Raw genomic sequence first — 14,070 nt, forward strand, 5'->3', positions numbered from 1 at the left:
CTGGTGCGCCGCACCAGTTGGGCGGCGGCGAATTTCGTCAACTCAACCGCAGACCCGGACGCCCTCGTTATTTCCCGCCAGGATTGGCAACGCGTGCTGAATCAACTGGCCTCGACTCCCTGAAATGGCCAAAGTCGAGATGCAAACGACTCGGGAATTTTGGACTAAAAACCGTTGGGATACAAGCGGTTTGTCCGGAGAGGTGGGCTTCTTTGAAAAGATGCTGCTTGGGCTTGTCGAAAGTAAGATTGATCTGGAAGCTTACAGATACGGCGTCGGCGTGTTCACTCTTGAGATGATCCGGAGAGGTGTTGCACCGCGTTGGTGTGGTTTGATCGGTCGATTTGGAAAGCTTAGTCTGGCTTATGGCGATCGAAAGGACTTAATGACGGTCGTAGCCGCCGACTTCTTGTTGTGGGATCTGGTTTGGTTGCACCGGGAGTTTTCCGAGGATAAGCCAAAGCCGAAAGTGAGCAACAAGGCTTGGTCGAAATTCTACACGGGGGGCGAGATTGACCTAGATTTGGCTTGGTCGATCATTGGGCGCAAGGGGCCAACCAATAGCGCAAAAGCTGGGTTGTTGGGTGTGGGCGATTGGAGAGGATCCTGTTGCCTTGTGGCTATCGACGGAGAGGTTAGGACGCGCGTTAGTCGTTTAGGTGTGGGTCGGTCGCTCAAGGTTGGCAAGTCCAAGAGGCCCATTGAGCCAGGTATCCAGGATGTGGAGGATGATGAGCTTGATCGTTTGAAGGGCCATCGGTTGTCCTTGGAGCGGATGAAGGAAACTGCCGCGCGGTTTGCCATGCTCGACTTTGCCGCAAAGGTCAGGCTTGGACAGGGTGACCCGTTGGTGTTTCGACACTGGCAGGATACGCAGAGGATACATAAATGGGTGACTGGTGAGGAGGTTTCCAGGCGGGGCGTAGAGCGTATTTTGAGGGCTCGGAAGCCGTGGGTTAAGGTCACCAGTAGGGGCAAAATTGGGGGTAAAGTTGGGGTGACTGGTGACCTGAGTGAAAAAGCTACTGAGGTCACCAGTCAAAACTGTACTGAGGTCACCAGTCGTGATGAGAAGTTATTGTCTCAGCAACAGGTTGTTGCTTCGCAACCCCCTATTGCTTCGCAATCAGTTGGAGGTCACCAGTCCGTTTTTACCCCTACATCTGCAAACGTGAACATGGGTGCGAAAGGTGGGGCCGTCTGGGTTGGGATTGATCCGGGGGAGACTGGAGCGGTCGGTGTGATTGTAGAAGCCGGTGAGGGTGCCGCCGACTATGTTGAGGTCCACGCGATACCGCTTGCTACTCGGGATGGACTGGACGAGCTTGACGGTCGTGAACTGGTCACGATGCTACAGAGGATCGCTAGCCTAGGTGATCACATAACCGTGATCGTCGAAGATCAACATCGGCGACCGAACGACAGGCCGGAGGTTGGGTGGAGGCTGGGGCCGATGGTGGGCGCTATCCGAGCGTGCTTGGATGTTGTGGGTATGCCCTTCACCACGGTGACGCCTGAGAAATGGACGAAGGCGCTAGATGTCCGAAAGGGGAAGGTTGAGCCGAGTTCTGCGCGTAAGCTCAAGTCGATCCGGCTTGCTGAGAAGCTATTTCCGAGTGTCGCGCCGATATACGATCACGATCACGGCAAGGCCGAGGCGCTGTTACTGGCGCACTATGGGAGGGTTACGCCTGGGACGCCATAGGAGGCCCTCTAACGCGATGATGCGCCTTTGCCGTGCGTCCCTAGAGGATTTGCCAAGGGCGGGCGCAGGAAGCCTATAAGAGGGTCCTAGAGTCCAGCAATTTTTCAACACGGCACGCAAGGGGTGACGTATCGTGTTCTAGGACTATGGTATCAGTCAGCAATTTGTTTACGAAATGAATGGGGTTACCCTGGTTAGGTATTGCGCAAGGTCAAGCTGTTCAAGGTTTAATGAAAGCTCCCTGATCGACGTTTCTTTGATATAGACCTGCTGGCCTACAGTCTGTTTTGTGAATTTGCGACCGGATAATTCCTCAATACGATTGGGCGCTACGCCTAATTCATTGAGTTGCGTTGCCATCGTGTGACGGAATGAATGGGAGGTCTTGCCGATGCCTAGCTTCTTGAGGTAGGAGCCAAACCAATCTCCGAAATTGCGCGCATATCCGTCCGACGCTGAATAAGTCCTTAGCTCAGGAAATAGCCGAGTGACGCCAGCCTTGCGGCGGCTTTCGACATAATCGAGAAAGCCTAGGCGGATAATCTCCGAGTGTATCGGGGTGCGGCGCTTGGCGTTGTGGGTCTTTACTCTCTTGTCTGGTTGACTGTCGTTGATATCGATGTACGGAACGCCTGAATCTTCTTTTATATCTGAGAGGTAGAGTCCGGCTATTTCCGCTCGACGGGCGCCCGTTGCGAGTAGAAGTAGGGGCATCCAATAGCGATATGGTTGATCTTCTTGGTCGCTTCCATACGCCGTGTAGAGTTTGGTTGAGAACATCGTGATAAGTTCGGCACTGGTGAAGGCGTCGCGCTTCTCGCTCGGATCTTGATGGTCCTCAATGCTGAGGCCAGCAAATGGATTTGACCCTTGCGTATGCCCTTCGTTGAGTGCGAAATCAAAGACTCGTTCATAATATTCGACGTGACTGTTGACGCTTTTCGGTGTCAGAGTCGCTTGAGACTCTAGGCGTGGTGCCTTTAGCATTTCGGAAACAGTCTTCCCACGATGGGCGGCGCTATTGGCGGGTAGTTGGACGAGCGTATCTCGAACCCTGCGCGCATCGGCGCGTGTAACCTGTAATGCTGGCTTGTCGCCTAGGATTTCAGTCAAGCGACGGCGGTAAGTGGCAGAGTTCTTGATAGGCTTCCATTGTTTGCCACGGGCGGACTTGCGGGTTGTTAGGTCGCTCTCGAAAGCATCGTACAGCGCGCCGATACCGATGCTAGGGGGTGCCTGGGGCGCCCCCTGAGGTTGTGCCCAGGCGCTAAGGACAACGGCAATGTCGGCTGGTGTCATACCGGAATTGCGCAATTCCGCGATATCTCCGGGGTCGGTCTTGCGTGTCTCTGTGACCTTGCCGTCTGGGTGGGTTTCTACCTTGTAGGTCCAACCTACCGAGTCGCGTTGCTTCGGCATCGGTTCCCCGCGAGTCTGGCGAATGATGCTCTCGACTCCCAGGTTGACTTGCTGTGCGAGCAAGGCAGCGTCGCGGCGGTTGTATGTCCGGAGTGACATTACAATTTCGCCCTTGCCGTCGAAGGCGTGCCGAACATCGGGAGGGAGCGCGCGGCGGTAGTGGTAACCGCCGTGACGATTGCGACGCAGAAAATCCGGCAAGATGGACCACCTTCATGGACCACCACGCAAGATTTCTTAAGGTCGGCGCTTTTCAGAGATGAAATACGCCTTGTAGATCAATAACTTGAGAATTGGTGCCGAGGAGAGGACTCGAACCTCCACGGGTCGCCCCACTAATACCTGAAACTAGCGCGTCTACCAATTCCGCCACCTCGGCTTATCCCGGCAGTTGATCGGCCTGAAGGCTGATCATCACCGGGAGCGCGCATCTTAGTGAGACAAAGGCGCCGTGTCAACGGTACACTACTAGACCTTGAGACACTATTTCAGAGCAGAGTCAGTAACACCACGTGGCAAGACGCAAAACGACCCCCGAGCAGACCGAAACCCCGCCCCCGAGCCGGACCGCCCGCGACAAGGATCCGCATCGCCAACGCGAGGCGAAGAAGTACGAAAACCCGATTCCGAGCCGGGAATTCATCCTCGAAACCCTCACCGCGCAGGGCACCCCGCTGGATCTGCCTGAACTTGCGCAGATCCTGGATCTGACCGCCGCGGAGGATCTGGTGGCTCTGGAGCGCCGGCTGGGCGCGATGGTCCGCGATGGTCAGCTCCTGCGCAATCGTAAGCACGCCTTCTGCATCGTCAATCACCGCGATCTGATCGTGGGGCGGGTAATCGGACACCCGGACGGCTTCGGCTTCGTGCGCCCCGATGAGGGCGGCGATGACCTTTATCTGTATCCCAAGGACATGAAGGCGTTGTTCCACGGCGACCGGGTGGTGGTGCGGGTGAGCGGGCGCGACCGGCGCGGGCGCCTGGAGGGGTCGCTGGTCGAAACCCTGGAGCGCAACACCCGCACCGTGGTGGGCCGGCTCTATCAGGAGGGCGGGGTGGGCTTCGTGGCGGCGGACAACAAGCGGCTCGCCCACGACATCATCATCCCCAGCGACCGCCTGGGCGGCGCCACCCAGGGCCAGATCGTGGTCGCCGAGATCACCGATCAGCCGACGGTGCGCACGCCGCCGATCGGCCGCATCGCCGAGGTGCTGGGCGATCACATGGCCGCCGGGATGGAGACCGACATCGCCATCCGCGCCCATGATCTGCCGGTGGAGTGGCCGGCCGCGGTGGATGCCGAGATCGCGGCGCTGAGTCCGGAAGTGCCGGAGGCGGCGAAGGTCGGCCGCATGGATCTGCGCAAACTCCCGCTGGTCACCATCGACGGGGCCGATGCCCGCGACTTCGACGACGCCGTGTATTGCGAGCGCAAGCCCAAGGGCTGGAAGCTGCTGGTCTCGATCGCCGATGTGTCGGCCTATGTGGTCCCCGGCACGGCCCTGGACCGCGAGGCCTATGAGCGCGGTAATTCGGTCTATTTCCCGGACCGCGTCATCCCCATGCTGCCGGAAATCCTGTCCAACGGGCTCTGCTCGCTGAATCCGGAGGTGGATCGGCTGTGCATGACCGCCGAGTTGTACATTGATTTCGAGGGCAAGGTTACCCGCACCCGGTTCTACTCGGCGGTGATGCGCTCGCAGGCGCGCCTCACCTATGATCAGGTGGCGGCGATGATCGTGGACGGCGACCCGGACCTATGTATCCGGCACGCCAAGCTGCTGCCGCATCTGCACGAGCTCTATGCCCTGTATCAGGTGTTGCATACCGCCCGCGCGGCGCGCGGCGCCATCGAATTCGATTCGATCGAGACCAAGTTCGAGTTCAACGACCAGGGGCGGATCGCCGCCGTGGTCCCGGTGATCCGCAACGATGCCCATCGCTTGATCGAGGAGTGCATGTTGGCCGCCAACGTGGCCGCGGCGCGGCTCTTCGAGCGCAAGAAGATCGCGGCCCTCTACCGCATCCATGACCTGCCGAGCGAGGAGAAACTCAACGATCTGCGCGAGTTCCTGGGTCAGCTCGCGCTCAAGCTGCCGGGCGGGGCCAAGCCGACCGCGGCTGACTATGCCCAGCTACTGATCGAGATCAAGGATCGTCCGGACCGCCAACTGATCCAGACCGTGCTGTTGCGCTCCATGCAGCAGGCCATGTACAGCGCGGATAATCTGGGTCATTTCGGCCTGGCTTATGCGGCCTATACACACTTCACCTCGCCGATCCGCCGCTATCCGGATCTGATTGTCCACCGCATCATCAAGCACCTGCTCGACGGCGGCGCGCCGGCTGACCTGGATTACACCAAGTCCGATCTCCAGCAGATCGGTGAGCACTGCTCAGGCACCGAGCGGCGCGCCGATGAGGCCACCCGCGACGCCAATGACTGGCTCAAATGCGAGTTCATGCAGGACAAGCTGGGCGAGCAGTTCGAGGGGCTCATCACCAGCGTGACCTCCTTCGGGATTTTCGTTCAGCTCGATGAGATTCATGTCGATGGCCTGGTGCACATCACCGCGCTGGACAACGATTATTATCACTTCGACCCGATCGGTCACCGGCTGGCCGGCGAGCGCACGGGCACCGTCTATCGCTTGGGCGATCGGCTGCGCATTCAGGTGGCGGCGGTCAATCTGGACGACCGCAAGATCGACTTCGTGCTGGCGCCGCCGCCGCCGGTCGAGGAGACGCGCGCCGCGGGGTCCGGACGGCGACGGCGCAAGAGCTGACGGGCATCAGTGCTGTGGGAGCGGCCTCCGGCCGCGATTCGGTCTCACGGTGAGTGCCGATGTCGCGATGGTCCGCAAGGTCCAATCGCGGCCGGAGGCCGCTCCCACGGGGACTGCCCTGTCCCCGAGGTGCGGCCGCTCCGGTCGCTCTGCTCGGCTCAATACCAGCCGGGGCCGCCCATGCCGCCCCAACCGCCCCAGGCACCCCAGTTCATCGCGGCCGCCTGATTCATCTCGGCGGCTTCCAGGTTTTCATTGCTGATCTGTCTGGCCAGGCGCAGTTGCTGGTAGCTCTGATACTGCTTGGGTCCGCCGACAAAGGCCTGGTTGTTCTTGACGTCGGGCAGGACGTAATAAATCTTGCCGTTATAGGTAACCTGGGTGACTTTATCCGTCGGCAGCGTCGAGAGCAGTGCCGCCTGATCGGGCTTGGTGGGCGTAATCGCCTTGAAGCCGGCGGCGACGGCGAGGTTCTCTTTTTCCTGAAAATCACTGGCGCAGCCCGCGGCGAGCGCCAGGAACGCGATCACGATGAAGCCTTTCAGAGCGGCGACGAGGGAGTTCATAGTCGTTTCGATCGTCCTGCGGCAAGGATGGAAGATGGCCTCGATCGGGGGCGATCCCCTGTCCGGGGATCACGGCAGCCCCGCCCGTGCGTCCAGGGTCTGGAGGGAATTCTGATCGAGGTCGGTCAATACACCGCCGGAAGTGCGGTTCGGCGCTCAGTCTACGCCCGCTTCACGCGGTGTCAACGCAGATGGCGCGGCATGCGGCGGACCGCGCTGTCGCTTGTCCACCCTCCGGCCTGAACGATGATCAAGGCCGGGGCGGTTTTCAAACCCGCCCCTACGCGAAGGCCAGGTCCGGATACCAGGTGCGAAGGCGATATACTGACCACTTTCCTGCGGCGTGATGGCATCCCATTCACGCCGCCACCACTCCACAGAGCGATCCATGCCCGACCACGACACCAGCGACCTGTTTTCCCCCTACCAGCTCGGCAGCCTGACGCTCGCCAACCGCATCGTGATGGCACCGCTGACGCGCAGCCGGGCCGGTGCCGGTGATGTGCCCACGCCTTTGATGGCGGCCTATTACGCCCAGCGCGCGAGTGCCGGGTTGATCATCAGCGAGGCGTCGCAGATCTCACCGCAGGGCAAGGGTTACATCCAGACACCCGGCATCTATAGCGAGGCCCAAGTGGCCGGGTGGCGGCAGGTGACCGCGGCCGTGCATGACCAGGGCGGCAAGATCGTCTGCCAGCTCTGGCATGTCGGACGCATCTCGCATCCCGACCTGCAGGAAGATGGCGCGCTGCCCGTCGCCCCCTCGGCGGTCAAGGCGGTGGGGCAGGTGTTCACCGGTCAGGGGATGGTCGACATGGTGACGCCGCGGGCGCTGACGCTTGAGGAGATTCCCGGCATCATCGCCGACTACCGGCAGGCCGCGCGCAATGCTAAAGCGGCCGGTTTCGACGGGGTCCAAATCCACGCGGCCAACGGGTACTTGCTCGACCAATTCCTGCGCGACAAGACCAATCTGCGCACGGACGCCTATGGCGGCAGCATCGAGAACCGCGTCCGGCTGCTGCTGGAGGTGACCGACGCGCTGCTGGAGGTTTGGGACAAGGATCGCGTCGGCGTGCGCATCGCCCCGCTCTCGCCCGCGAATGACATCGCCGACAGCGATCCGGAGCCGCTCTTCACCTACGTGACGCGGCAGCTCTCGGCCCGCGGTATCGGGTTCCTGGATGTCGTCGAGGGTGTCACCGGCGGCCCGCGTGAAACCGGTCACCGCTTTCAGCTCGCCACCCTGCGCCCGCTGTTCAAGGGCACGTACATCGGCAACAACGGCTATTCACGCGAACTGGCACTGGCCACCCGCGCCGCGGACCACGCTGACTTGATCGCGTTCGGCAAGCTGTTCATCGCCAATCCTGACCTGGTGGAGCGTCTGCGCCTTGACGCCCCCCTGAACGTGCCCGACCAAGCGACCTTCTACGGCGGTGATGAACACGGTTATACCGATTATTCTTTTCTCGACGGGCATTGATTGGGATCGGATCAGCGGGCAACCGCGGCCTGCCTTCAGGACGCGGCGGCCCGCCCCGCGGCCTCGATCAAGATTCCGCCGGATGCGTAGTCAGGCCATCCTGGCCTGACACCGTCAGGGCTGGAAGCCCTGACTACGCACGCCGCTGGCCGGGATTACGATCAAGGCCTGCTCCGCGGATTAGGCGATTTCTGTCAATCGCCTTACTTCGCGACCATGCCCTCCACCGTCACCTCAACGCGGCGGTTGGGTTGATAGCACTCAATCAGGGCCTCTCTGGACTTGGCCCCGGCGCAGTCGGCGGGCGTGACCTTCAGTTGGCTCTTGCCGAATCCTTGTGCAGAGATCTTGTCCGCGGGAATGCCCTGGCCGACCAGATGGTCGCGGACGGTATTGGCGCGGCGGTCGGACAAGGCCAGGTTGTAGGCTTCCGAGCCGATCGGGTCGGTGTGCCCGGCGACCTGAATGTCGTTGAAGTTGGCTTGGTTGAGATCGCCGGCGAAGGTGTTCAGCCGGTCCGCGCCGGTGGGCTTGAGGGTTGCCTTGTCGAAGGCGAACAGGGCGTCGGCCGAGAGTTCGAAGGTGCGGGTCACCGGTGCCGGCCGGGCGCGGCTGCCGATGGGGATCACGACGCCGGCGGTCACGATCCAGTCGCCGAAGTCTTTATCGCCGTTCAGGCGGGCCGCATTGTCGTCGTAGCGGTAGCGGCCGTCGAGCCGGAAGGAGGCATATTCGGTAATCGGGACCACGAAGCCCGCGCCGGCCTCGGCCATGAAGCTGAAGCCGCTTCCGGATTTGCAGTTGCCGATGTTGACCTCGGAAAAGTTGCACTCGAAATCATCGTTGATGATGCCGATGCCGGCCAGCAGGAAGGGCTGGAAGCGGCCGCGGCTCAGGAAGAACAGACCGTCCACGCCCAGGTCGCCGATGCGGAAGTCGCCGCCGGCGTCATCCAGGCTGGCGAGATCCGTGTAGGTCATCCGCACTTCCAGATTGAGGCGTTCGTTCAGCGGCTTGCCGACTGCGAACCCGCCCCCGAATCCGTCTTCGGTGCCCCGATCCTCGTCCGCCCAGGTGTAGGAGGCGAAGGGGAGGATGTACCAGCGGTCATCGAACCGCGGCAGGGTGTCGGTCTGGTAATCGGTTTGCGCGATCGCGGCCAGCGGAGCGGCGAGGATGAGTGCAGAGAGTGTGCTGCGATAGAAGGTTTTCATGATCGGTACCCGGATTAAAGATAAGCGCGGGCGCTGAATGGGGGTTTGGTTGTCCCGGTCCAAGCGCCAGATGCAAAAATAGCACATGTTGTCTTTTTTGCACGATCGTTTCCGGAGCAATCCGGAAATCACCCGATCTGTGGCGGGCAAAGCTATACTGTCGACTACGATTGCGGGAGGTACTTATGGCACAGGCGACGCGTAGCGGACAGTTGAATTTCAGCGATTATGTCGAACGGGCGCTCCGCGAGGGGGCCATGTGGACGCTGATGTGTGTCGCCCTGTATCTGGTGCTGTCGCTGGTGACCTACGTGCCGGAAGACCCCGGCTGGTCCTACGTCGGCGAGACCTCGCGGATCAGTAACGCGGGGGGCCGTACCGGCGCCTGGTTTGCCGATGTCAGTCTGTATCTTTTCGGTTATTTCGCCTATCTGGTGCCGCTGATGGTGGCTTTCAGCGCCTGGGTGTTGTTCCGCGGGCCTGAGGAGGAGGGCGCACCGCGTGTCTGGATGCTGGCCCTGCGTTGGAGCGGCTTTCTACTGACGCTGGCCGCTGGTTGCGGCTTTGCGACCATGCACTTCATCGCGCTGGGTACGGGGCTGCCCAACGGCAGCGGCGGCGGTCTGGGGCACGCGGTCAGCGGTCTCATGGCCGAGCGCTTCGGTGCCGGTACCGAGGTGCTTCTGGCCGGCGTGCTCCTGGTCGGATTCACATTGTTTTCAGGCATCTCCTGGTTCGCGCTGATCGAGTCGTTGGGTGACGGCCTGTTGCAAGGGCTGCGCTCATTGGGCTCCGGTGTGGCGGGTGGGGTGTCTGCTTTGGCCAGGCGCCGGAGCGAGTCGGTGCCGACCGAACTCCCCAAGGACCTCCGGCTGATCGACGCCGCTGATCTGGCACCGACGCGGGCTGTTGCCGACGAGTCGGCGGGATGGGACTGGCAGCAATCCGAGCCGGTGGACCATGCGGCCCGATCTCAGCAGCGCGCGTCCGGTGCGGAACCGTTGTCGGAACCTTTGTCGGAGCCCGTGTTGGATCGGGAGTCAGCCGGCCCGGATGTGCCCGCGCACGATGCTGCAATCGATGTGTCCAGCGCCCCGAACGCCGCTGTCAGGGAGCCTGAGTCCGAGTCCGAGCAGATCCTGACGCTGACCGATCTGATCAAAGGCCAGCGGCCGGTGCCCAAAGACGCGCCGCGTCTGCAAACGGTGCGACGCACCATGGCGGTGGCCGAGCGTCCGGTTGCCCTGTCCGGATCCGCACCCGTGCCGACGGGCGAGGGCCGCCGCCCCCCGCTCGATCTGCTGGACCCGGCGCGCAAGACCGGCAAGGGGTATACGGATGAGCAGATCGAGGCGCTGTCGCGTCTGGTGGAGGTGCGGCTCAAGGACTTCGGCGTTCAGGTCGAGGTGGTGGCGGCCTATCCCGGACCGGTGGTGACCCTGCTCGAGTTGCAGTTGGCGCCCGGCACCAAGTCCAGCAAGATTCTGGGTCTCTCCAAGGATCTGGCGCGCGCGCTGTCCAAGATCAGCGTGCGGGTGGTCGAGGTCATCCCCGGTAAATCGGTGATCGGCATCGAGATCCCCAACGAGAAACGGGAAACGGTGTTTCTGAGCGAGATTCTGGGCTCCGCCGACTATCTGGAGTCCAAGTCGCCCCTGACGCTGGCCCTGGGTCATAACATCTCCGGTCTGCCGGTTTCGGTCGATCTGGCGCGCATGCCCCATGCCCTGATCGCCGGCACCACCGGCTCCGGCAAGTCGGTCGCCATCAACGCGATGATCCTGAGCCTGGTCTACAAAGCCGGACCCGAGGACGTGCGCCTGATCATGGTGGACCCCAAGATGTTGGAGCTCTCGGTTTACGAGGGCATTCCCCACCTGCTGACGCCGGTGGTGACCGACATGAAGGAGGCGGCCAATGCCCTGCGCTGGTGTGTCGGTGAGATGGAGCGCCGCTATCGGCTGATGGCCGCCCTCGGGGTGCGCAACATCGGCGGTTACAACCGCAAGGTCGCGGATGCCGAGGCGGCCGGGGAGCCGTTGCGCGACCCGGTGCTGGCGGCCGAGTTCGCCAAGAACCCGGGGATGGAGGTGGCAGTGCCCACCATCGGCCATCTGCCCTACATCGTGGTCATCATCGACGAGCTGGCCGATATGATGATGGTGGTCGGCAAGAAGGTGGAGGAGTTGATCGCCCGCCTGGCGCAGAAGGCGCGCGCCTCCGGCATCCATCTGATGCTCGCCACCCAGCGGCCCTCGGTCGACGTGCTGACCGGCCTGATCAAGGCGAACATTCCGACCCGTATCTCGTTTCAGGTCAGCTCCCGGATCGATTCGCGCACCGTGCTGGATCAGATGGGTGCGGAGCAACTGCTCGGTCATGGCGACATGCTTTACCTGCCGCCGGGCGGCAACATCCCGCAGCGGGTGCATGGTGCTTTCGTCGACGATCATGAGGTGCACCGCGTGGTGGAGTTCCTCAAGACCCAGGGCGCACCCGACTATATCGAGGATATCCTGCGCGAGTCCCAGGAGTCGCTGCCGGGGATCGATCCGGAGCCGCGCGGTGATGTCGAGGACAGCGACCCGCTCTTCGATGAAGCGGTGCAGATCGTTGTAGAGAGCCGACGCGCCTCCATCTCAGGGGTACAGCGCCGGCTCAAGATCGGCTATAACCGCGCCGCGCGCATGATCGAAGAGATGGAGCGCATCGGCATCGTCGGCCCCCCGGAGACGAATGGGAACCGTGAGGTGCTGGCCCCCCCTGTTGTCCACGAGGATTGAATGCCTATGCGTCATTTGCACCCCCGCACCGCCGCGCGGCGCGGACTTTCCGCGCCAATCGCGTACGTTCTGACTGCTATCCTCATCCTGATCTGGCTGCCGGCCGGCGCCGAGGGCACGCAGCGCCTGGACGCCTACCTCAAGGGGCTGACCAGCCTGGAGGCGGATTTCGCCCAGTTCACCTTCAATGCCGACCGCACGCGCATGATGGAGGGGCGTGGCACCTTCTATCTGCAGCGCCCCGGACGGTTCCGCTGGCAGTACGAGACGCCCGGCAAACAGGTGATCATCGCCGACGGCAAGCGCGTCTATCTCCACGATCTGGAACTGGATCAGGTCTCGCACCAGTCCGAGGAGAAGGCCCTGCGCGGCACGCCGGCCCTGCTGCTGGCGAACAACGATCCGATCGACCGGCATTTCACCGCCAAGCCCATCGACAGCACCGACGGCCGCGAGTGGGTTGAGCTGACGCCCAAGGCGGCGGATACCGACGTGATCCGGATCGAATTGGGGTTCGGCGACACGGGCATCGAAAGCATGATCATGGAAGACAGCTTCGGCCAGACCACCCGGCTGAACTTCACCGAGATCAAGCGCAATCCGGCGCTCGACGCCGCCCTGTTCACGGTCGACGAAAAGGCCGGCGGCGACTTCCTGTCGTTCGACTGAAGCCGCTGGGTGACGTCTGATGACCACCGCGACGCCTGGCGCACCCCTGGCCGATCGGATGCGTCCGCACGGCCTCGACGGCTTCGTCGGCCAGGATCACCTGCTCGGGGCCGGCAAGCCGCTGCGTCAGGCGATCGACTCGGGTCGGCTGCACTCCATGATCTTCTGGGGGCCGCCGGGCACCGGTAAGACCACCCTGGCGCGGCTGGCGGCGGTGCGCTCGGGTGCGCATTTTCTCAATCTCTCGGCGGTGCTGGCCGGGGTCAAGGATATCCGTGAGGCGGTGGCTCAGGCACAGCAGGTGCGCGGGCTCGAGGGCCGGGCCACGGTGCTCTTCATCGATGAGGTGCATCGCTTCAACAAGGGTCAGCAGGATGCGTTTCTGCCGCATGTCGAGGACGGCACCCTCACCTTCATCGGCGCCACCACCGAAAACCCGTCATTCGAACTCAACAACGCCCTGCTGTCGCGCGCCCGCGTCTACGTTCTCAAACCACTGGGTCTGGACGAGATCGCCGCCGTAGTCACGCGGGCGCTGCAGGATCCGGTCAATGGGTTGGGTGCACGTGGTCTGACACTCCCCGCGGACGCGGCCAATCTGCTCGCGCAAGCGGCCGACGGCGACGCCCGCCGCGCGCTCAACCTGCTGGAGTTGGCGGCCGAGTCGGGTGCGGGCGGGGTCATCGATGCGGTGGCCGTGGCCGCGGTGGCGGCGGGTCAGGTACGCCGTTTCGACAAGGGCGGGGATCTGTTCCACGACCAGATCTCGGCCCTGCATAAATCCATCCGCGGTTCCGCCCCGGATGCCGCGCTCTATTGGCTGGCGCGCATGATCGACGGCGGCTGCGACCCGCTTTACATCGCTCGTCGACTGGTACGCATGGCCTGCGAGGACATCGGCAATGCCGACCCGCGGGCCCTGGCGCTGGCCATGAATGCCTGGGATGCCCAGGAGCGGCTGGGCTCGCCGGAGGGCGAGTTGGCGCTGGCGCAGGCTGCCGTCTATCTGGCCAGTACCGCCAAGAGCAACGCCGTCTATCTGGCCTGGAACGCCGCCCTGGCCGACGCCCGCAAGTACGGGACAGCGGAGGTCCCCAATCACTTGCGCAATGCGCCCACCCGACTCATGAAGGGCCTGGGCTACGGGCACGCCTACTGCTATGCGCATGACGAACCGGAGGCCTATGCCGCCGGCGAGACCTATTTTCCCGAAGCCTTGGGCGAACGGCGCTATTACCAGCCAACCGACCGCGGTCTGGAGATCCGGATCCGCGAGAAGCTCGAGCGCCTGCGTGCCCTGGATCGGGCGGCGCGTGAGCGGGGGGCGTCAGGCGGGTCTTACGCTGATGCTGGATAAGGAGTCTTGCATCAGTGGGACTGCTCCAGCAAGTCCCGTAGGTCGGGTTAGGCGCGCGTGGTAGTGCACCAACAAACGAAAACAG

9 protein-coding genes and 1 tRNA gene are annotated in these 14,070 nt (G+C 62.6%); 6 read left to right on the plus strand and 4 right to left on the minus strand.

The genetic code is table 11. The features are described from left to right. Nucleotides 1-124: 124 nt before the first annotated feature. A complete protein-coding gene (locus QZY03_RS11105) occupies nt 125-1,705 on the plus strand; it encodes a hypothetical protein (RefSeq protein ID WP_295580973.1) in 1,581 nt (526 codons plus the stop codon). Between the two features lie 168 nt (nt 1,706-1,873). Here QZY03_RS11105 and QZY03_RS11110 read toward each other — a convergent pair whose 3' ends face one another. Together QZY03_RS11110 and QZY03_RS11115 are read right to left on the minus strand one after the other, a co-directional pair. After that, nucleotides 1,874-3,325 (minus strand): site-specific integrase, encoded by a 1,452-nt coding sequence (locus QZY03_RS11110; protein WP_295580975.1) that lies wholly within the window; start codon nt 3,323-3,325, stop codon nt 1,874-1,876. A gap of 93 nt (nt 3,326-3,418) precedes the next feature. Further along, nucleotides 3,419-3,503: transfer RNA gene (locus QZY03_RS11115), tRNA-Leu, on the minus strand. A 133-nt stretch (nt 3,504-3,636) separates the two neighbouring features. Here QZY03_RS11115 and rnr point away from each other — a divergent pair. Further along, the gene (rnr, locus tag QZY03_RS11120) at nt 3,637-5,910 is read left to right on the plus strand and encodes a ribonuclease R (protein WP_295580977.1); all 2,274 of its coding nucleotides are present in this window, start codon (nt 3,637-3,639) and stop codon (nt 5,908-5,910) included. Nucleotides 5,911-6,068: 158 nt separating this feature from the next. On the opposite strand, the gene QZY03_RS11125 is transcribed toward rnr, so the two are convergent. Continuing rightward, nucleotides 6,069-6,476, minus strand: coding sequence for a hypothetical protein (locus QZY03_RS11125; RefSeq protein WP_295580979.1), 408 nt, complete (start codon nt 6,474-6,476; stop codon nt 6,069-6,071). A 388-nt stretch (nt 6,477-6,864) separates the two neighbouring features. On the opposite strand from QZY03_RS11125, the gene QZY03_RS11130 reads away from it, so the two are divergent. Next, entirely contained in the window at nt 6,865-7,962 is a 1,098-nt protein-coding gene (locus tag QZY03_RS11130) for an alkene reductase (protein ID WP_295580980.1), read from the plus strand. A 203-nt stretch (nt 7,963-8,165) separates the two neighbouring features. Here QZY03_RS11130 and QZY03_RS11135 read toward each other — a convergent pair whose 3' ends face one another. Then, on the minus strand, nt 8,166-9,176 hold the full coding sequence (locus tag QZY03_RS11135; protein WP_295580982.1) for an OmpA family protein: 1,011 nt from the start codon (nt 9,174-9,176) through the stop codon (nt 8,166-8,168). A 185-nt stretch (nt 9,177-9,361) separates the two neighbouring features. Here QZY03_RS11135 and QZY03_RS11140 point away from each other — a divergent pair, with 185 nt between their 5' ends. Genes QZY03_RS11140 through QZY03_RS11150 form a run of 3 tightly spaced genes read left to right on the plus strand, consistent with a single transcriptional unit; the run spans nt 9,362 to nt 13,985 of the window. Further along, on the plus strand, nt 9,362-11,959 hold the full coding sequence (locus tag QZY03_RS11140; RefSeq protein WP_295580983.1) for a DNA translocase FtsK: 2,598 nt from the start codon (nt 9,362-9,364) through the stop codon (nt 11,957-11,959). A gap of 6 nt (nt 11,960-11,965) precedes the next feature. Next, on the plus strand, nt 11,966-12,628 hold the full coding sequence (lolA, locus tag QZY03_RS11145; RefSeq protein ID WP_295580985.1) for an outer membrane lipoprotein chaperone LolA: 663 nt from the start codon (nt 11,966-11,968) through the stop codon (nt 12,626-12,628). A gap of 19 nt (nt 12,629-12,647) precedes the next feature. Continuing rightward, nucleotides 12,648-13,985: a replication-associated recombination protein A gene (locus QZY03_RS11150; RefSeq protein ID WP_295580988.1), complete on the plus strand. Its 1,338-nt coding sequence runs from the start codon at nt 12,648-12,650 to the stop codon at nt 13,983-13,985. The last annotated feature ends 85 nt before the right edge of the window (nt 13,986-14,070 follow it).

Source organism: uncultured Lamprocystis sp. (assembly GCF_903933125.1).
Lineage (GTDB): Bacteria > Pseudomonadota > Gammaproteobacteria > Chromatiales > Chromatiaceae > Thiodictyon.

Bases quoted from the DNA above. Each gene is read 5' to 3' on its own strand.
- QZY03_RS11130 (WP_295580980.1), top strand. From the start codon at position 6,865: ATGCCCGACCACGACACCAGCGACCTGTTTTCCCCCTACCAGCTCGGC.
- lolA (WP_295580985.1), top strand. From the start codon at position 11,966: ATGCGTCATTTGCACCCCCGCACCGCCGCGCGGCGCGGACTTTCCGCG.
- QZY03_RS11105 (WP_295580973.1), top strand. From the start codon at position 125: ATGGCCAAAGTCGAGATGCAAACGACTCGGGAATTTTGGACTAAAAAC.
- QZY03_RS11140 (WP_295580983.1), top strand. From the start codon at position 9,362: ATGGCACAGGCGACGCGTAGCGGACAGTTGAATTTCAGCGATTATGTC.
- QZY03_RS11135 (WP_295580982.1), bottom strand. From the start codon at position 9,176: ATGAAAACCTTCTATCGCAGCACACTCTCTGCACTCATCCTCGCCGCT.
- QZY03_RS11150 (WP_295580988.1), top strand. From the start codon at position 12,648: ATGACCACCGCGACGCCTGGCGCACCCCTGGCCGATCGGATGCGTCCG.
- QZY03_RS11125 (WP_295580979.1), bottom strand. From the start codon at position 6,476: ATGAACTCCCTCGTCGCCGCTCTGAAAGGCTTCATCGTGATCGCGTTC.